This window comes from Candidatus Omnitrophota bacterium (genome assembly GCA_041650805.1).
In the GTDB taxonomy this organism is placed as follows: Bacteria; Omnitrophota; Gorgyraeia; order 2-01-FULL-45-10; family 2-01-FULL-45-10; genus JBAZKM01.
In genome coordinates this window covers 19,513-37,618 of sequence record JBAZKM010000011.1, presented here as the reverse complement: position 1 = coordinate 37,618, position 18,106 = coordinate 19,513, and the positions used below count along the sequence as shown (strand labels likewise).

The 18,106-nt window shown below is 55.4% G+C and carries 18 protein-coding genes; all 18 read right to left on the bottom strand.

Annotated elements, in window-relative coordinates:
* Positions 1 to 5: 5 nt before the first annotated feature.
* The 18 genes from WC515_07785 to WC515_07700 all read right to left on the bottom strand — a co-directional run bounded on the left by WC515_07785 (position 6) and on the right by WC515_07700 (position 18,102).
* Positions 6 to 752 carry an imidazole glycerol phosphate synthase cyclase subunit gene (locus tag WC515_07785; GenBank protein ID MFA5147259.1) on the bottom strand — a complete coding sequence of 249 codons (747 nt, stop codon included), beginning with the start codon at positions 750 to 752 and terminating at the stop codon, positions 6 to 8.
* Positions 712 to 1,371: an imidazole glycerol phosphate synthase subunit HisH gene (gene hisH / locus WC515_07780; protein MFA5147258.1), complete on the bottom strand. Its 660-nt coding sequence runs from the start codon at positions 1,369 to 1,371 to the stop codon at positions 712 to 714. Before hisH ends, WC515_07785 begins: the two co-directional genes overlap by 41 nt.
* On the bottom strand, positions 1,368 to 3,053 hold the full coding sequence (gene asnB, locus WC515_07775; GenBank protein ID MFA5147257.1) for an asparagine synthase (glutamine-hydrolyzing): 1,686 nt from the start codon (positions 3,051 to 3,053) through the stop codon (positions 1,368 to 1,370). Before asnB ends, hisH begins: the two co-directional genes overlap by 4 nt.
* 4 nt (positions 3,054 to 3,057) lie before the next feature.
* Complete coding sequence (locus WC515_07770; GenBank protein ID MFA5147256.1) at positions 3,058 to 4,380, bottom strand: UDP binding domain-containing protein; 1,323 nt, start codon at positions 4,378 to 4,380, stop codon at positions 3,058 to 3,060.
* Positions 4,381 to 4,384: 4 nt separating this feature from the next.
* Entirely contained in the window at positions 4,385 to 5,527 is a 1,143-nt protein-coding gene (locus WC515_07765) for a DegT/DnrJ/EryC1/StrS family aminotransferase (protein ID MFA5147255.1), read from the bottom strand.
* Entirely contained in the window at positions 5,524 to 6,387 is an 864-nt protein-coding gene (locus tag WC515_07760) for a radical SAM protein (GenBank protein ID MFA5147254.1), read from the bottom strand. Before WC515_07760 ends, WC515_07765 begins: the two co-directional genes overlap by 4 nt.
* Complete coding sequence (locus WC515_07755; GenBank protein MFA5147253.1) at positions 6,384 to 7,124, bottom strand: hypothetical protein; 741 nt, start codon at positions 7,122 to 7,124, stop codon at positions 6,384 to 6,386. Before WC515_07755 ends, WC515_07760 begins: the two co-directional genes overlap by 4 nt.
* 7 nt (positions 7,125 to 7,131) lie before the next feature.
* Positions 7,132 to 8,058 (bottom strand): GDP-L-fucose synthase, encoded by a 927-nt coding sequence (locus WC515_07750; GenBank protein ID MFA5147252.1) that lies wholly within the window; start codon positions 8,056 to 8,058, stop codon positions 7,132 to 7,134.
* Complete coding sequence (locus tag WC515_07745; protein MFA5147251.1) at positions 8,055 to 9,251, bottom strand: DegT/DnrJ/EryC1/StrS family aminotransferase; 1,197 nt, start codon at positions 9,249 to 9,251, stop codon at positions 8,055 to 8,057. The genes WC515_07750 and WC515_07745 overlap by 4 nt, the downstream gene beginning before the upstream one ends.
* Positions 9,252 to 9,272: 21 nt before the next feature.
* Positions 9,273 to 10,292 (bottom strand): kinase, encoded by a 1,020-nt coding sequence (locus WC515_07740; protein MFA5147250.1) that lies wholly within the window; start codon positions 10,290 to 10,292, stop codon positions 9,273 to 9,275.
* Positions 10,289 to 11,797 carry a radical SAM protein gene (locus WC515_07735; protein ID MFA5147249.1) on the bottom strand — a complete coding sequence of 503 codons (1,509 nt, stop codon included), beginning with the start codon at positions 11,795 to 11,797 and terminating at the stop codon, positions 10,289 to 10,291. The genes WC515_07740 and WC515_07735 overlap by 4 nt, the downstream gene beginning before the upstream one ends.
* Positions 11,798 to 11,813: 16 nt before the next feature.
* Positions 11,814 to 12,746 carry an NAD(P)-dependent oxidoreductase gene (locus WC515_07730; GenBank protein ID MFA5147248.1) on the bottom strand — a complete coding sequence of 311 codons (933 nt, stop codon included), beginning with the start codon at positions 12,744 to 12,746 and terminating at the stop codon, positions 11,814 to 11,816.
* A gap of 23 nt (positions 12,747 to 12,769) precedes the next feature.
* Complete coding sequence (locus WC515_07725) at positions 12,770 to 13,816, bottom strand: alpha-ketoacid dehydrogenase subunit beta (GenBank protein MFA5147247.1); 1,047 nt, start codon at positions 13,814 to 13,816, stop codon at positions 12,770 to 12,772.
* A 2-nt stretch (positions 13,817 to 13,818) separates the two neighbouring features.
* Positions 13,819 to 14,820, bottom strand: coding sequence for a thiamine pyrophosphate-dependent dehydrogenase E1 component subunit alpha (locus tag WC515_07720; protein ID MFA5147246.1), 1,002 nt, complete (start codon positions 14,818 to 14,820; stop codon positions 13,819 to 13,821).
* A complete protein-coding gene (locus WC515_07715) occupies positions 14,817 to 15,524 on the bottom strand; it encodes a glycosyltransferase family 2 protein (protein MFA5147245.1) in 708 nt (235 codons plus the stop codon). Before WC515_07715 ends, WC515_07720 begins: the two co-directional genes overlap by 4 nt.
* Complete coding sequence (locus tag WC515_07710; GenBank protein ID MFA5147244.1) at positions 15,521 to 15,892, bottom strand: MarR family EPS-associated transcriptional regulator; 372 nt, start codon at positions 15,890 to 15,892, stop codon at positions 15,521 to 15,523. The genes WC515_07715 and WC515_07710 overlap by 4 nt, the downstream gene beginning before the upstream one ends.
* 68 nt (positions 15,893 to 15,960) lie before the next feature.
* The gene (locus tag WC515_07705; GenBank protein MFA5147243.1) at positions 15,961 to 16,971 is read right to left on the bottom strand and encodes a hypothetical protein; all 1,011 of its coding nucleotides are present in this window, start codon (positions 16,969 to 16,971) and stop codon (positions 15,961 to 15,963) included.
* 27 nt (positions 16,972 to 16,998) lie between these two features.
* On the bottom strand, positions 16,999 to 18,102 hold the full coding sequence (locus WC515_07700) for a DegT/DnrJ/EryC1/StrS family aminotransferase (protein ID MFA5147242.1): 1,104 nt from the start codon (positions 18,100 to 18,102) through the stop codon (positions 16,999 to 17,001).
* Between the last annotated feature and the right edge of the window lie 4 nt (positions 18,103 to 18,106).

Here is an 18,106-nt window from a genome sequence, read left to right as displayed (position 1 = left end):
GAAACCTATATCCTCACTTCTATGCCGGACCGCCTCATATAGACCTTCGCGCTCTTGATGCTCGTTTCCGTAAAATGGTATATATTTGTCGTGCAGACCGCCGTCGCCTTGCCCTTTTCGAAGCCGTCCACAAAGTCCTGCCATTTGCCTGCGCCTCCGGAGACGAGCACCGGTATATCGACTGCCTCCGAGACCGTGCGGTTCAGGTCGTTATCGTACCCCTCCAGCGAGCCGTCCTTATCTATAGATGTCACCATTATCTCGCCGGCGCCGAGGTCCCGGGCCTTTTTCGCCCATTCGACAGGGTCGAGGCCGGAAGGCCTTGTGCCGAAATCCGTAAATACCTCGTAGGCCCCCGTACCCGTCTTCCTGGCGTCTATGGAGACGACCACGCACTGGGAGCCGAAGAGGCCGGCCGCCTCCCGTATGAACTCCGGACGCCTTACCGCCTCTGTGTTTATAACTACCTTATCTGCGCCCAGCCTCAGGAGCGTGCTGAAATCTTCGACACTCCTTACGCCTCCGCCTGCGGCGAGCGGCACGAAACACCTGTCCGCAAATTGCGTGACGATATTGTAGAAATTGGGCTTCTCCCCCATGCTCTCGCGTGTTATATCCAGCACCACGATCTCGTCCACGGACCACGCGTCCACAAAATTTAGCGTATAGCGGTAATCGGGATGAAAATTCCTGGTGCGGAAGAGCACCCCGTTATTGAACGTCAATACCGTGATTAGCCGTTTCTTCAGCATAGCGTACCTTGGTTAAAAAATTTTCCAGGAGTACGAGCCCGTAACGCTGGCTCTTCTCCGGGTGGAATTGCGTGCCGTATATGTTGCGGCGGCTGAACGCCGCGGTAAAGCGGACGCCGTATTCGCATTCACCTATCACCGGGGCGCGGTCCCTGAATCGGACATGGTAACTGTGCGTGTAATAGAACAGGGCATCGTCCGGTATACCGTCGAAGAGGACGTCCTCCCTCACCTTTATCAGGCTATCCCATCCTACGTGCGGTATCCTGAGATCCTTGCCCGCCGTCTCTATCCTGATCACCGATGCGTCAAACCACCCCAGCCCCTCGTGGCGGCCGAACTCCTCGCTTTCTCTCGCCATCAATTGCGAACCCAGGCAGATGCCGAGGATCGGCTTCCCTTTTCCGAGCACCTCGCGCGCGAGCGGCTCGACAAGGCCGAACTCCCGCAGGTTCTTCATGCCGTCGCCGAAAGCGCCGACCCCCGGCAGTATGAGCCGGTCGGCCGCCGCCAGGTCATCGCCGCTCCGCGAGACGACGGGGTCGTGCCCCAATTTCCTGAGCGCGCCGGCTATGGACCTTATATTACCGAGGCCGTAATCGATGATGACGACTTTCATCTGTCCCTGCCCCCGCCTGATCCCTTCACGCCGAAGACATCTGCCCAATCATTGAAGACGAGTTTCCTGTATTCGCTCCGGTCGTATGTGCCCTTCTTTCCCCACCCGAACCAGTGGTTGACCGGCGCGCTGAAGCCCCTCTTGTCCACCCTTTCTATTATCTCGCGCGGTATGAACTTCTTTGCGATACGCTTCACGATCCATTTGGTCACCCCGTTCCGTATCTTGTACTTCTGAGGCATGCTGAAGGCATACTGGATGAGGCGGTGGTCAAGGAAGGGGGACCTGTTCTCGACGCTGAATGCCATATTTATCCTGTCCGCGAACTGCATCAGCTCCTGCATCGTAGTATAAAAATCGGTCATCCCCATAGCGTGAATGTAGTGATGCCCCGCCCTGGAGAAGTATCTCCCCACCGTATCTTCAAGGTATTTCAACACCTTCCTGTCATAACGGTTCTCACAGCGGTTCACCAGCTTCACGTAACGCTCCACGGGAGAACCGTAGTAACGGTCTATGAGATAAGAGTATCTCTCGAGCGCCTTCAGGTCCCTTATCTGTTCGTCGTGGTGCAGCAGATGATAACGGTAATAGCCGGCAAATATCTCGTCGGCGCCGTCGCCTGAGAGGACGACCTTTATATCCCTGTGGGCCCTCTCCAGCAGCATCCATAAACTGAAGCTCGTCCAGGTACACGGCGTGTCGAGGTGATATATGATCTTCCTGCGGGTCCTTTCGAAGTCTTCCGGCCTTGGTTTGACCACGATGAGCTTCTTCTTTATCTTCCTGGCGACGAGCTCGGCATACGGGAGCTCGTCATAGCCGTCCACCTCGTAATGGCATGTGTATATATGATCGGGCCTGGCGATACATGCCACCAGCGCGCTGTCCACGCCGCCGGAGACGAAGGTGCCGTAGCTGTGGACCCTGTTCCGCGTACGGAGCTCTATGGAATCCACTATCAGGTCGCTGAGCCGGGACTCGATCTTCCTGAGGTTGTCCGGCACATCGATCAGGTTGTCCCATATCTTCCAGTACGCATGCTTCTTCACATCGAGTTTTCCGTTGACGCTCAGGTATTCGCCGGGCATCAGGGCATATATGTCCTTGAATACGGTCTCCTCCCCGGTATTGAACTCATATGCCTTGTAGGAAAGGCATCCTTCGTTGAAGACCGGCTCGCGGAGAGCGCACAGGGCCTTGATCTCGCTGGCGAACGCGAAGAAGGACTTCTGAAGGGTGTAATAGACCGCCTTCTCGCCGGCCCTGTCGCGGACGACATAAAGCTCCCTCTTCCTGGCGTCGTATATCGCGAAGGCGTACATGCCGTTATAATCTCCGAAAGACGAGACCCCCTTCTCCACGTAGTTGTAAAGGACCGTCTCTGCGTCGGACTTCGTATCGAAAGGATAGCGTCCGCCGAGCGACCTCCGCACGTCTTCGTGATTATATATCTCGCCGTTATAGACGATGGCGACTGCCCCGTCGGGCGTCTTATAAGGGATGACGTGCTTATCCGTGTCTATTATGCTGAGGCGCACCGTGCCGATGGTGAAGGCGTCTTTCTTATAAACGCCGTCCTGATCGGGCCCCCTGTGCCTGATGCTCGAGAGCATATCCCGGACGATCTTCTTAGAATTGTATTTGGGGTCCGTCGAAACGAACCCGGCTATGCCGCACATATTGTCATTTTAGAAGGTTGAGGGAGCCGTCTCCCACCTGATGATATATCCCGCCGTCGAACTTGAGATGCGACCATACGCCGATATTGTCGATCACGAGCCGCGTCTTCTTCTTTATACCGTCCAGGCGCTCCTGCGAGAGGTACCTGTACTGGTTATGATCGGACGAAACCACCACGACGTCGGCATCAAAGACGCCGTCCGGAAAATCTGCGGCCCTGGCGCCCTTTACGAGCTTGACGATATCTTTACTGGAATAGAAAGGGTCGTTCAGCCAGACACGCACCGAGTTCTTCAAAAGGTAATCCGCGAGCGTCAACGACGGGGAGAGGACGACATCTTTCTGGTTCCCCTTGTATGTTATCCCCAGCATCGCAACGCTCTTATATCCGTGCCGTACTATATATTCCGCGTAACTGAGCACCGAGGAGATGCCGGAATCCTGGAATTCCTTGAGAAGCGCCAGGGCTTCCTGGCTCTCGCTGCCTCTTATCAGGTTATCTATCGCGAACGTCTCCTTTTCGCCGCCGGAGCCTATGTTCACCGCGCAATCGTCGAAAGATATATTTTTAAAGAGACGCTCGGAGATCTTCTTTATGTTCACCGAGGGATAACCCAGCACCAGCTGCCGCAGGAAGTCGCTTACGACCACCTGTATGGCGTTCATCGAGTTGATATATATCTCTCCTTCCTTTATGCCGTCAAGCTCTATGGTCCGTATCCCCAGATATTCGGTAAGCCTCTTTACCGCGGCCAGCCCTTTGAGACAGTGGCCGGCTATCGGGAGCTTGCCTTTACGGTTCATGAAGGCCTCCGTGGTCCAATCGGGCCTGAATATCGCCCCCAGGTAATAATCCCTGGAACATCTGATGCCGCGCGCAGCGAGCGGTTTCACAAAATTCTCTTCGATGTGTCCCGGCACGGACGTAGATTCGAATATGACGAGCGGGACCGTTCTTCCCTTCCTGAGATTTGCCGCAAATATCGCCGCCATGCGCTTAACCATATTATCGCCTTTGGTCGTCTCGCGGAATTCGGACATGGCTATTATATGGATAGACGAAGATCTGAAGAGCCCTGCCGGGCTATTTGCGATCTTTATCTTATCGCGGTCCAGTTTCGGGAGATAATTCACGCGCGACCATACGGCCGCCTGCTCCTTGTCGGGATAGTCCCCGCCTTTCATCTTCTCCAGCTGGTGCCGGTGAAGGTCATAGGCCACGATGTCGAATCCACCCTGCTGTAATGCAAGCATGGACGTATACCCGAGATACCCTACGCCCCATACAGATACCGTCTTCGTCTTCAAAATATCCCGCAGCGTCATATCATCATCTCCTTTTTAATATATCGTTTATCGTACGTATCACATACCATGCGTCGCCGTCCGACATCCCGGCGAACATCGGGATGGAAATGATCTCCTCATACGCCTTATCGGCTACCGGGAACTCTCCCGGCCTTACAAAACTCCTGTAATAGGGATGACGGTGCAGCGGTATGAAGTGGACGCCCGCCCCTATATTCCTCTCTTTCAGCTTCTCGATCAAGTCGTTACGGCCTATTATGCGCCTGTCTATGCGGATCGGGAAGAGGTGGTACGTATGGTAGTGCCCGTCCCCGTCCGTCATGAAGCGTATCCTGTCGTCAAGGTGCGCCCTGTAAAGGCGGGCGATACGGCGCCTGCGTCCGCTCATGGCGTTAAGTTTCTTTAGCTGCACTATCCCGATGGCGGCATGTATGCTGTCCATATTATATTTGTAGCCGAGCTCCTCTATCTCATAATACCATCTCCCGGCCTTACGGTAGCGGCTGAACGCCTCTTTATCGATGCCGAAGTAGCTCGCCTTCCTGATCCGCTCTATCATCTTTTCATCCTCTGAGACGACCATCCCGCCCTCTCCGCATGCCAGGTTCTTAGTCGCGTAAAAACTGAAGACCGTGGCGTCCCCGATCGTGCCTATCTTTCTGCCGTTATATACGGACCCGATGGCATGCGCCGCGTCCTCTATGACGACCATGCCGCGCCTCCGCGCAACGGCCGTTATCTCATCCATCTCGCAGGGGTAACCGGCAAAGTGCACCGGCATTATCGCCTTTGTCCTGGCGCTTATCAGCTCCTTCATCCTGCGGACGTCTATATTGAGGGACCCTTCGTCGACATCGCACAGTACCGGTTTTGCGCCCGTCCATATTACCACGTGCGCAGACGCCGCGAACGTCCAGGTGGGCACTATAACTTCGTCGCCCGGGCCTATGCCGCAGGCGTTAAGGGCCAGGAACAGCCCGCCGGTGCAGGAGTTCAGGGCGACCGCATGCACCGAGCCGCCCAGATATTTCTCCACTCCCTTTTCAAATTCTTCTACCTTCGGACCGGTCGTAAGGTACCCGGACCTCAATACCGATGAGACCGCGTCTATCTCGGCGGAGGTGATGAGCGGCTTCGAAAGCGGCAGGAATTTTTTTCTCTTCATTCCACTGTCTCCCCTGTTCCCTGTACGCGCACCTCGGCATACCATGAATCACAGCCCCTGCATACCTCATCGGTTATGTTCAGGTCCCGGTGCTGGGCGCGCAGGGCCTCATAACGGGCGCTGCTCCAGAGCTCCCCTATGGACATCCCGTTCAGGTTCCCCATCGGCTCGCCGTTCCAGTCATGGTTGCACCTTCCCACAGAGCCGTCGAAATATACGAGGAGCTCGTAAAAAGGCATCACGCACGGCATTCTGCTTTCTCTCTTCTTTATGAGCGAGCCGAATTTACCGTCCCTCGAATGTTCTTCGTATATCCTTATCCTGTTGACCTTGCCCGTCCATATCTTCTTGAATCTCTCCGGATTAACGGACGGGGTCTCGGTCGTCTTCACCATGGATACCTGGGTGAGCACCCTGCCTTTATTCATATCGAGAAAACGGAGTATCCGCGATTCGACGTCGGCGTACCTGGCGGGGATGCGCGTCTTATCGAATATCTCCGGCACGTCTATGCTGAAGGAGATGAAATCTATAGCATCTATAATGGCCCTGGATTTAGCGTCGTCGAGCAGGGTGGCGTTCGTGGCTATCTGGACCTCTTTGAATTTGCCTTTTATATAATCGCACATCTCTATGAAACGGGGATGCAATAAACTCTCCCCCCTCCTGTGCAGGACCACTACGGTATCAGGATACGCGGACATCTCGTCTATAAGCCGTTCATATAATTCGAGCGGCATAAACCCGTTGAGGCCCCCCATATACTTCCTGGGGCAATAGGTACAGTTGAGGTTACATGTGCCGGAAAGTTCGATCTCCACCCTCCCCGGGAATTCTCCCGCTTCCCTTTTTACCTTCATATATCACTGCCTTTCCCGTGCCGCCCGGAGCGTTCCTTTTCGATTTTGTATCCCTCTGCCATATTGAGAATCTCTTCCATCCTGTATTCCCAGTGCGGCTTCTTCATGCGCGAGATAATATAGGTGACGGTATCCATATCCGGGGCGGTATCCACAGATAACTGTATGCCGCTATGATCTTTACCGGAATGTATGTTATATATCTTGTAGTCATCGTGGTTATCGTAGAAGAATTTAGTCACATGTTCAAAATCGTCAAGCCGGCTCATGCTGCCGTATCCCTTTATGAATATATCGCTTTTGAGCACCTCCACGGACTGTCCCGCCGGATAAGTGCGTTCCAGGACGTTCGTGACTATCTCAAAAGTGCCCGCGCGGAATATCTCGACGGCCTTATCTATGAGCCATTGATCGAGGAGCGGGCTGTCTGCCGTGGAGCGCAGAAAACCGTCCAGCCCCAGCTTGATGATCACCTCTTTGAAACGGCCGGCGACATCATGCAGGGGCCCCCTGTGGCACTCCACACCGGTCTTCTTGCAAAAATATACTATCGGATCGTCGCTTGGGTCCAGCGACGTAGCGACTACCACGATATCGAGAAGACGGGAATGGCACAGGCGTTCCACCAGATATCCGAGCATCGGCTTGCCGCATATGGGATATAATACCTTTCCCGGGAACCTCTTAGAGCTCATGCGGGCCTGTATTATCCCGCCCACCTTCATCGTCCTTATCATTGAACGCCTATCCAGACCGCCTGCCGTAGTCCAGGCACGTCTTTTTCAACCCTGCGCCGATCTCTGTCCGCCGGACCCATCCGGCCGAACGCAGTTTCGTTATATCGAGAACCTTTTTAGGCATGCCGTCCGGTTTTGTGGTATCGAACTCCAGCTTACCGCGGAAGCCGGTTGCCTTCTTCAGGAGCCCGGCCAGGCGCCTGACGGTCACCCCGAGCCCGCTTGCAACGTTCATTACCTCCGGCAGGCCGTCTTTATCCATAATGAAAAGGCAGGCGTCCGCAAAATCGTCTATATACAGGAAGTCCCTCTCGGGCCTTCCGCTCCCCCATACCGCGACGCTCTTATCCTTGCGCCGTTTTGCCTCATACATCTTCATTATCAATGCCGGTATGACATGCGAGCTCCCGGCGTCGAATTTATCGCCGGGGCCATACAGATTGGACGGTATCAGAGATATGAAATCGGTGCCATATTGCCTGTTGTAGGCCCCGCACATCTTTATGCCGGCCAGCTTAGCTATGGCGTACGCCTCATTGGTCGGCTCAAGCGGACCTGTCATGAGATATTCCTCTCTTATCGGCTGTCTGCATTTGCGCGGGTAGACGCATGAGGCGGCGATGAAGAAGAGCCGCCTCACCTTCGCCAGGCGGGCCGCCTCGATAACGCTGTTCTGCATCTCGAGGTTCTGATACAGGAATTCGGCAGGATGCGATATGTTTGCCTGTATCCCCCCGGATACCGCGGATGTAAGGAAGATATATCCCGGCCTCTCGCGCCTGAAGAGGTCCAGGAGAGCTCCTCTATCCGAGAAGTCCGCGCCGGCATAGCCGCGAAGCGATACATCCATACCGCCTTTGCCGAATGCGCGCCATAGCGCGTCCGGTACCATCTCCTTATCGCCTGTAATGAATACCTTCTCTTTCGGTCTCATTTCGGCCTTTTTTTCAGAAAATCCTTTACGCATCCGATAAAATGATCGAGATGCCTCTTATCCAGCCCTTGATGGACACCTATATGAAAACCGTTATTGCCGATATACTCGGCATTCGGGAAATCGCCCGTTCTATAGCCCAGGAACCGGAAACCGGGACACTGCGTAGGCATGGAGGAGAATAACGAGCGCGTATCGATGCCCTTCTCCTCGAGGTAACAGACCATCTCGTCCCTCCTGATGCCCGAACCTTCCCGTATGATGACCGCGAAGGCGTGCGGGCCTATCTTCTCATGCCTTTCTTCGTGCAACGTCGCCAGATACGGTTCGAACTGCCCGAACGCTTTCATCAGGTAAAGGAGGTTCGACCTCCGTTTTTTGATTATGGCCCTGTAATTCCTGATCTGCCCGAGGCCTACGGCGGCCTCAAGTTCGTTCATCTTGCTGGAATATCCTATCCTCTCGAATATGAACCTGATATCCGTGTCGTAATAGAAACGTTTCCTGCAATATGCGGACTTCGTGTTCAGGACGCACTCCTTGCACTTGCATGCCCTGCCGTGCGCCCTCAACGACCTTATGATCTCCGCATATTTGGCGTTATCGGTGACGACCATCCCGCCCTCTATGGCCGTTATTATATGGGCTGCGTACAGGCTGAAACAGGCCATATCGCCGAGGGTCCCGGCCGGCCTGCCTCTATATTCCGTGCCGTACGCTTCTGCGGCATCCTCTATCACCACGAGGCCGCGGCGTCTCGCGATCTTATTTATGGGGTCCATCTTTGCCGGCTTGCCCATCAGGTGCACGGGCATTATCGCGCGCGTCTTCTTCGTTATGGCGGACTCTATCTTTGCCGGGTCGATATTCAGCGTATCCCGTTCGACGTCGACGAATACCGGCGTGAAACCGGCCTGCAGGACGGCGTTACCGGTCGCGACGAACGACAGGGCCGGCACTATGACCTCATCCCCGCGCCCGGCGCCGAAATCGTATAACACCGCGAGGGCCAGCGCGTCCGCGTCGCCGCCCGAACTCAAGGCGACCGCCTCTCTGACGCCCATGACGGAGGCGAACTCCTCCTCCAGCCGCTTCACGTATCTGCCGCTCGTGACCCTCCCCGACTCCGTTATATCCCTTATCAGCTTCTTCGAATACGGGGGGATCTCTATCGAACCGAACGATACTCTCATATCTTCACCCTTCCCATTTATCTAACCCCTTCCCGTTACGGCCCCGTTCGCCTTATAAGGCGGGCTGTAGAATATTATCTGGCTTCCCGAGTTTTCGAACTTGAAAGGGACGTGCAAAAGGTGCTTCAGCCGGTCCTTCACCCGCTTCCGGGCGTTCGTCCTGACGAAGAAGAGCATGAACCCTCCGCCGCCTGCGCCGAGGAGCTTGCCGCCGATGGCCCCGGCCTTGCGGGCCGCGTCGTATATATCATCGATGGCCGGGGTCGATATCTTATGCGTGAGGTCGCGCTTTATCTGCCAGCTCTCGTGCAGCAGCTTCCCGAACCGGGTTATGTCCTGCCTGCTGTTTATGACGGCCACGGCCTCTTTGACCAGCTGGTATATCCGTTTAAGTTCCTTCGCCTTGTGGGGCGTCATCTTGATCTGTTCCGCCGCGATATCGGAGGCGTTGCGGGAAAAGCCGGTGAAGAAGAGCATCAGGTGGTCCTGCAGTTCGTCGAACCGCGGCCCGTCTATGGTTACGGGTCGGACATGGAACCTGTTCGTGCCGTTGAATTCCACTACGTTGAAACCCCCGTATGCGGACGCTATCTGGTCCTGCGAGCCGACATTCTCTTTTAATACCTTCTGCTCTATATGTATGGCATCTCTCGCCAGGCGCTCCTTGGTCACCATTATACCCTTCAACGCATACAGCGAATTGAGAAGCCCTACTGTGAATGCAGAGCTCGAGCCGAGCCCCGTGCGCGCGGGCAGGTCACCGTCATGGTGTATCTCTATCCCTTCATCTATGCCTGTGAACTCCATGCAGCCGCGGACCGAGGGATGTTTTATCTCCGCCACGCTCCGGACCTGCTCGGTGAGGGAATAGATTATCCTGTGCTTGTGTTCAAAGAAAGGCGGAAGATAACGGCATGTTATATAGCAGTATTTATCTATCGTCGTAGACAGGACCGCCCCGTCGTTATTATGGTACCATACGGGGTAATCGGTGCCTCCGCCGAAGAAAGATATCCTGAACGGGGTCTTGCTTATGATCATCTTCGAATCCTTTCGTTTGACGCTTCCGCAGGGTACAGGTGTCTCGGCACCCTCACGGCCGACATCTCTTTTACGTGTGCCAGGGTCTCCGGGCCGAACTTCTTCTCCACCATCCCCAGATACCGCGGGTCCGAAAAATATTCGGCGAACGCCTCATCCCTGAAGCGCAGGACCTCGGTCCCCGGGATGTGCCTGGTGGAGAGCGGGAGAGCGCCCGGGTCCATCTGGGCATAGCCCGACCACGATCCGGGGAGGCAGGAGCCGTCCTTCAGCGCTTCTTCATATAACTTTGAACCGGGATAGGCCATGGTGGCGTAAAAATTCACATATTCCAGGTCAAGGCCTTTAGCCATATCGAGCGTCCGGCGCATCGTAGCCGGGTCGTCGTCCGGCAGGCCGAATATGAAATTCCCTATTATATTGATACCGGCATCATGGGTGATGCGGACGGCTTCTTCGATATCGCGCCGTACGAATTTACCCTTGGCTACCCCGGACCGCACCCCCTCGTCGGCCGATTCGATGCCGTAGGCGACCCAGTTTATCCCGGCTCGCTTCATCTTCTCCAGCATGCGCCCGGTCACAGTATCTATCCTGGCATAGGCCCACATATTAAGGTCGTAACCGCGGCCTATTATTATATCGCATAGCTCGATGACGCGTCCTTCCTTTATCGCGAAGAGCTCATCTGCTATCTTGACATTCTTCACCTTATACCTGGTCACCAGGATATCCAGTTCATCGGCAACCTTAAGCGGGCTGCGGAAACGGATACCCGGTTTCCCGTTGTACATGGCATGGATATTACAGTACGTGCAGTTGAATGGACATCCGAAACTTGTGTATATTACGGCGTAAGGTGTGCGTTCGGCGAGACGGCCGAAACAGTGCCAGTTATGCGCCCTGTACCCGGCCATGGGAAGAAGGTCCCATGCGGCGAACGGGAGTTCGTCCGGGTCCCGGACCAGTTTACCCCACCCGCCCGGCACGACGGCGCCGCCGGCCTTATGCCACAGGCCGCTCACCTTGTGGCCGGCGACATCTCCTCCGGACTTCAGTATCTCCAGAAGCCGGGCTACCGTATAAAAGGGCTCTCCCCTCACCACGAAGTCGACCGACTCTTCCCCGAGCGTCCTCTCGGGAAGGGCGGAAGGGTGTATACCATAAAGGAATGTCCTGGCCGGAGAGCGGCCGTCTCTCAGGGTATTCAGGACGGCCCGCGCCGCTTCCATCTTCGGAGTGGATGATGCGGACGGGTTCGGCCCGATCGCACCCACCCCCACCAGGAGCGGGTCGGATCCATTTACCATCACGGCTACCCGGGCGGCGCTCAATCCTTCCGCGTCCGCGTCTATTATCTTCACGGAGAAGCCCCTCTCGCGCACGAAAGAGGCCAGGAGGGCCGCTTCGACCGGCGGCTCTATCGCCGAAAACGAGGAGCCGAGCCGGCGCGGCATATGGCCGGCGGCGGATGGATTTATCAATATGAGATCCGTTGCATTCATACCGAACACCTGCGCGTTACACGTTCGAGAACTGGTTCCTGCGCACTATCTTATACCCTTTGATCAGCTCGCCTATACCGTCTTTGAGCGACGTCGAGGCGGAGAAACCGGCCTTCTTTATCTTTTCGTTGCTCACGATATAATCGCGCTTATCCGGGTCCTTCCCGATCTTCGACTCGGTGAAATGAAAATCGGGGACCTGTCTCTTTATCTCTTCGCAGAGCTGCCACTTTGTAAGGTTGGCATCGTTGAGGCCCACGTTATACGGCTCATCCTTCATCTTTTCGAAGTTCTTCAGGCAGTGGATGAACGCCCTTGCCACGTCCCTTGTGTGTATATAGTTCCTCCTGAAGTGGGATTCGAAGAGGACCACGAAACGGTCGGTCACCGCCCTGTAGGTGAAGTCGTTCACCAGGAGGTCAAGGCGCATCCGCGGGCTTATGCCGAATGCGGTGGCCAGGCGGAGCGTGATCGCGTTGCCCCTGGCCAGTATCTCTTTCTCTATCTCCACCTTAAGCCGCCCGTAAAGCGAGGTCGGCCTCAAAGGTGTCTCTTCGGTACAGAATTTATCCTTCTCCCCTACGCCGTAACCGCTGTTAGTCGTAGGGAATATTATCCTCTGGCCCTTCCCCCTGAGGTCGAGGATCATCTTAACGGCATCGAAGTTCGTCGTCTGGGCGCCGGTCGGGTCCTTTGCGCAGAGCGGCGCGCCGGTGAGACATGCGAGCGGGAATACGGCGTCCGCCTTTTTAAGGGCGTTCCGGACAAGCTGCCTGTCACGCACATCGCCCCGTATTATCTCCAGACCTTTATCATAACAGCAGTCAAGGAGGGACGACTGGTTGTACATGAAATTATCTATGACGGTGACCTCATGCCCCTCCCCGAGGAGCGCCGGGACCATTATGGAACCGAGATATCCCGCCCCTCCCGTCACAAGGACCTTCATCGACCTGGCCTTTCCCGATCTCTTCATATGAACAGCTCCTTTGCGGCACGCACGATATCGCCTGCCCCTTTATAGAACGCATCCTCAAGTACATAGCTCGACGGTGTGGGGACGTCTTCGGACGCCACGCGCTTCACCGGCGAGCGTAATGACGAAAAACCTTTTTCGGCTACGATGGCGGCTATCTCCGCCGTGATACCGCCCGTCTTCCAGCCGGTATCCGCGACGAGGAGCCGTCCCGTCTTGCCTACCGAGCGCAGTATCATCTCCTCATCCAGCGGCTTGAGGGTCCTGAGGTCTAACACCTCCGCATCTATCTTATCCTCCCTGAAGAGCGTGTCGGAGGCCTTGATCGCCTCGGAGACCATATATGACGCGGCGACGATGGTCAGGTCCTTCCCTTCGCGCCTTATCGCCCCTTTCCCGAACGGGACGGAATAGAGCTCTTTCGGAACATACCCCTGCTGCTTGAAATTCCACCTGTGTTCTATTATGATGACGGGGTTATTATCGGCTATGGCCGTTATGAGAAGGCCCTTTGCGTCATATGGCGTGGCAGGCATAACAAGTTTCAGGCCGGGCACATGCATGAAGAGGCCCTGCAGGGCCTGCGAATGCTGAGCGGCAGAGCCCCAGCCCCGTCCTATGACGGTCCATATGACGAGCGGCACCTTTACGGCGCCGCCGAACATGTAGCTCCATTTAGAGGCATGGTTGACTATCTGGTCCATGGCAAGGAGCAGGAAATCCGGACGGTTATGCAGATATACGGGCCTCATGCCGCCAAGCGCGGCGCCCAGGGCCACGCCGGTAAGACCGTTCTCCGCCAGGGGTGTATCGAAGACCCGGGCCTCTCCGTATCTCTTCTGCAGGCCGAGCGTGGTGCCGAACATGCCGGTCGGGTCATCCACTCCCTGCCCCATCAAAAATACCCTGGGATCGTTCGCCAGCGCCTGGTCGAACGCTTCACGGATCGCCTCGGAATAAGCCATCTTCCTGTCACCGGGCCGGCCGGTCTCTATCTCCGGTCCGGGGGCGAGCCTCTCTAAAAGTATCTTCGTCCAGGGCATAGTCAGCTGTAGAGGTACTTACCGACCTCTTCCTTTCTGGGTAAAGGGCTCTTCCTGGCATATTCGAATGCCGCGGATATCTCTTTCTTTATCGACCTCTCTATACCGTCAAGCTCTTCCTTGGAGAGCACCCTCTCCTTTGACAATATATACCTCAAGGCCCTGATGGGGCACTTCCTGACCCACCCGTCAAGCTCCGCTTTCGTCCTGTGGCCCATCTTATAATCCGGGCCTGCGCCCGCATGGCCTCTCCAGCGGTAGGCCCGGCACTCTATGAGCGAAGGGCCCTTGCCCGAGCGGGCCCTGTCGATACAACTCTTCGATACCCGGTACGCCTCTATGGCATCGCAACCGTCGACTCGGTGACCGGGGATACCGCACTTCTCCAGCCGCTCGTATATATTATCTATCGCCTGGCGTTTCCCCTGGTGGGAACAGACGGAGTAAAAGTTATTCTCGCATACAAATATGACCGGAAGCTTCTTCAATACGGCGAAGTTAACGCTCTCGTAAAATACGCCTTCCTCTGTGGCGGCATCGCCGAAGAAGACCGCTGAGACGAGCGGCTTCTTCTGCATCGATATGGCGAGCGCCGCGCCCACCGCGACCGGTATATCCCCTCCCACTATGGACGAAGACCCCGGAAGCCCGGCCGCGGTGTCCACAAGGTGCATCGACCCGCCCCTCCCTTTGGAACACCCCGACTCCCTGCAGTAGAGTTCCGCCATCATGGCATTAAGGTCTCCCCCTTTGGCAAGATAATGGCCGTGCCCCCTGTGATTGCTGAAGAGGAGATCTTCCTTCTTAAGATTGAGAGCGACACCCGCGGCGATCGCCTCCTGGCCTATACAGAGATGGACCGGCGTCTTCATCTCGTCGGCGGGATAGAACTCCTCTATCGCCTCCTCGACCAGCCGGATCCTGGACATGCAGGCGTAGAGGTCTGCCAGGGCAGCCCCTCTCAGGGACCGTATCTTTCCGGATCTTCTTGTGATCTTCTTCATTTCATCCAGACAAATTTTTCGGTGATCACCTGCGTAAGATAGGCGAGCCCCCATTTTATTATCTTAAGCTTGCGCTCGCCCCCTATGCGCGGAGGTTCATCGCCCGGTATATCGGCGCATCTCATCTTACGTTTGGCCGCACGCACCGAAAGGAGCGGCTCCCAGCTGATCTTCGTATTGAAGAGCTTCTCCACATACGAGTAGCTCCCATCCTTGTCCAGGTCCAGCTCTTCGACCATCTTGCGCCTGTAGGCACGGAACATCACCATCGCGTCCGTATATCTGGAACCGTGGAGGAGGTTTATGACCGAGGTGAACATCCAGTTGCCGAATGAAGTGACCGCGTCATCGTCGTAACTCTTTGCGTGTCCCGCGTAACGCGACACTATGACCATATCATACCCCTCGCGCATCTTTGCCGCCAAAGGCGGTATCAGCTCCGCTATGGAATTCCCGTCCGGGCTGAAGGTTATTATGATATCTCCGGTTATCATGTCATAGACCTCTTTATACCCCTCCTTGATGCCCTCTTTCTTCTGCACATATAAGTCGTAACCCATCTCTTTGGCGTATTCTATCGTGCCATCGGTAGATCCTCCGTCCAGGACTATGAGCTGGTCATACCACTCCTTCTTTATCCTGGGCATTATGCTCTTCATGCCGCCTATCTCGTTCAGCGTAGGTATCAGCAGGGTAACTTTCATGTATTATGCCCTTTCTCGGCGGCCTGTCCCTGGGCGGTGCTTACCAGGGCGATCGCCTTCTCGTAATCCTCCTTGAGCCGTTTATACTCCTTCTCCCTTGCCTTAAGGAAATGGTATGTAAGGGTAACCTTCTCCTCAAGCCCTTTCTGGGTAAGGACATACTGCAATTTTTTGACCTTCCCGGAGCTCTTGGAGAAACTGACTATCTTGACTATCCCCTTTTTGGCAAGTTCCTTTATGAGATAATTGGTCTTCCCCAGGGATATATTGAGGTTATTGGAAAGGCGGCGCTGACTTGAGGACGGGTCCCGCTCTATCTCCCTTATAAGGTAAAGGGTCTCTTCATTGAAAGTGTCATGTTCATTCATTGAACAATATTCTACTCCTCACACCGGATAGTGTCAAGGCAGAAAGTTGCCGGAAGACAGAGCAACCCTTATTTGCGCCTTATAGAGACGATCTTATCCGCCAGGGTATCCGCCAGGAGCTCGCTCCCGTAAGCCGACAGGTGCACCTGGGTATCCATCAATATGCTGTCCACCCTGTCTCTGCATACAGGCGAATAGGCCGAGAAGTCGACCATCTCCGTATGGTCTTCCGCCGAGACCTCATCGATGATATCCAGAAAAAGCATGTACTGGTCAGGCGCCTTCCGCGTGAAATCGGTGGTGCATCCTTCGCTATTGACCCTTAAAAAGTCGGCCGGCCTTATCAGCTGTTTTACCACTATTATCTCCACGCCGTTATCCCTGCACTTTTTTATAATATCCTTCAGCAGGTACCGGTAGCTCTCCATCTTGTTCTGAGTCGTCAGTCCGGAATGGAGGCCTGCAAAATTTATCAGGTATGTGGCGAGGAGGCTCCTGTCGTAGAAAAGGAACTTTGCCGCCCTGAAGAGAAGGTCGCCCTCCTCTCTTCCCTTCAGTATAGCCGGTGTATCGAAATTTATATGGTTATACAGGGTATATAGGACTATCATGTCCGGCTTCCAGCCGAATATCTCGTCCGTCAGCAGGCGGTCTGCGCCGTAGGTGGTCTGGCCCGGCACACCGCAATTTATGACCCTGTATGCGCGGTCGTTCAGCCGCTCGTTAAGCAGCTTCTCCAGGATATAGGACCAGCTCTCCTCATACGTCCCCTGGGTGTGGTAGGTAGAGGACCCGCCAAGCGCGACTATCCTGTATTCGTCCTGTGGTTTCTCTATGGGGAAGGGTGCGGTACGGAACCCCAGGTATAGTATGTCGCCTTTGTTCTCCGGGGCGCGCAATTTGATATAACCCCTGAACTGGTCGACATTGAACTTGAATACGTTCCTGATGCCGTATACTAGATATTCGGCGTTGCGGTACTTTATCGAATATATCACGCGGAAAGATACTTCGAGCACCGCGAGCATGAAGACGACAGTGACCAGGATGAAGATGATCTTTTTGGAAATGGCATTCATAATGGACCCGGCGGAAACGGCACCGGCTCAGTCCCGGAAAAAGCCGGCGATCTTGCCCGTTATGTACTCTTTCTCTTTTCCGGTCAGTTCCGGGTAGAGGGGCACGGCGAAGGTCTCGCGGCAGGCGCTTTCCGCTTCCGGGAACGCGCCTTCCTTATAGCCGAGATAGCTGAAGCACTTCTGCAGGTGGAGCGGCACCGGATAGTATGTCCTCGTCTCTATGCCGGAATCGATCAGCGACCTCTCAATGCCGTCTTTGTCGGCGCCGCGCAGCACGTATAGATAATACGAATGCCTGTAACCGTCCGGCACATACGGGGTCTTGAGAGGAAGCGCCTTGAATTTTTTATCAAAGTATCGGGCGATGGCTATACGTTCCTTTATCCACCCCTCCAGGCGTTTCAGCTTTATATTGAGGACCGCGGCCTGCAGGTTATCGAGCCGCGAGTTGTACCCTATGACATCGTGATAATAGCGCCTGTCGCTCCCGTGGACGCGCAGGAGTTTCAGCGACTCGCAGATCTTCGGATCGTTAGTCACCACCATGCCGGCGTCCCCGAACGCACCCAGGTTCTTGCTGGGGAAGAAGCTTATGGCGCCGGCGTCGCCCATCGAGCCGGCCCTGCGCCCTTTATACTCCGAACCGATCGCCTGCGCGGCGTCTTCCAGCACCTTGAGGCGGCGCTTCTTCGCTATCTCGAGGACCGGGTCCATGTCGACGCATAACCCGTATATGTGCACCGGCAGTATGGCCTTCGTCCTGGGCGTTATCTTCTCCTCTATGCGGGCCGGGTCTATATTGTAAGTGGCGCGGTCGATCTCCGCGAAGACGGGCGTTGCGCCGACGAGGGCGATCGCTTCGGCAGTGGCCATGAAAGTGAAAGGCGTAGTTATGACCTCGTCTCCCGGGCCTATACCCATGGCCTTGAGCGACAATATCAGGGCATCGGTGCCCGAAGCTACCCCGACGGCGTATTTCGTGCCGCAGTATTTTGCTATACCGGCCTCGAGGGTCCGCACCTCCTGGCCCAGGACAAAGTCCTGTTCCCGCATTATCGCCTTCACCCTCGCGAGCGTCTCTTTTTCGAACTCCGCGTATTGCGCCTTCAGGTTAAGTATCGGTATCTTCATTTAC

Bases quoted from the DNA above. Each gene is read 5' to 3' on its own strand.
- WC515_07735 (MFA5147249.1), bottom strand. From the start codon at position 11,797: ATGAATGCAACGGATCTCATATTGATAAATCCATCCGCCGCCGGCCAT.
- WC515_07785 (MFA5147259.1), bottom strand. From the start codon at position 752: ATGCTGAAGAAACGGCTAATCACGGTATTGACGTTCAATAACGGGGTG.
- WC515_07750 (MFA5147252.1), bottom strand. From the start codon at position 8,058: ATGAGACCGAAAGAGAAGGTATTCATTACAGGCGATAAGGAGATGGTA.
- WC515_07770 (MFA5147256.1), bottom strand. From the start codon at position 4,380: ATGACGCTGCGGGATATTTTGAAGACGAAGACGGTATCTGTATGGGGC.
- asnB (MFA5147257.1), bottom strand. From the start codon at position 3,053: ATGTGCGGCATAGCCGGGTTCGTTTCGACGGACCCCAAATACAATTCT.
- WC515_07725 (MFA5147247.1), bottom strand. From the start codon at position 13,816: ATGCCCTGGACGAAGATACTTTTAGAGAGGCTCGCCCCCGGACCGGAG.
- WC515_07730 (MFA5147248.1), bottom strand. From the start codon at position 12,746: ATGAAGGTCCTTGTGACGGGAGGGGCGGGATATCTCGGTTCCATAATG.
- WC515_07700 (MFA5147242.1), bottom strand. From the start codon at position 18,102: ATGAAGATACCGATACTTAACCTGAAGGCGCAATACGCGGAGTTCGAA.
- hisH (MFA5147258.1), bottom strand. From the start codon at position 1,371: ATGAAAGTCGTCATCATCGATTACGGCCTCGGTAATATAAGGTCCATA.
- WC515_07740 (MFA5147250.1), bottom strand. From the start codon at position 10,292: ATGATCATAAGCAAGACCCCGTTCAGGATATCTTTCTTCGGCGGAGGC.
- WC515_07705 (MFA5147243.1), bottom strand. From the start codon at position 16,971: ATGAATGCCATTTCCAAAAAGATCATCTTCATCCTGGTCACTGTCGTC.
- WC515_07745 (MFA5147251.1), bottom strand. From the start codon at position 9,251: ATGAGAGTATCGTTCGGTTCGATAGAGATCCCCCCGTATTCGAAGAAG.
- WC515_07715 (MFA5147245.1), bottom strand. From the start codon at position 15,524: ATGAAAGTTACCCTGCTGATACCTACGCTGAACGAGATAGGCGGCATG.
- WC515_07710 (MFA5147244.1), bottom strand. From the start codon at position 15,892: ATGAATGAACATGACACTTTCAATGAAGAGACCCTTTACCTTATAAGG.
- WC515_07765 (MFA5147255.1), bottom strand. From the start codon at position 5,527: ATGAAGAGAAAAAAATTCCTGCCGCTTTCGAAGCCGCTCATCACCTCC.
- WC515_07760 (MFA5147254.1), bottom strand. From the start codon at position 6,387: ATGAAGGTAAAAAGGGAAGCGGGAGAATTCCCGGGGAGGGTGGAGATC.
- WC515_07755 (MFA5147253.1), bottom strand. From the start codon at position 7,124: ATGATAAGGACGATGAAGGTGGGCGGGATAATACAGGCCCGCATGAGC.
- WC515_07720 (MFA5147246.1), bottom strand. From the start codon at position 14,820: ATGAAGAAGATCACAAGAAGATCCGGAAAGATACGGTCCCTGAGAGGG.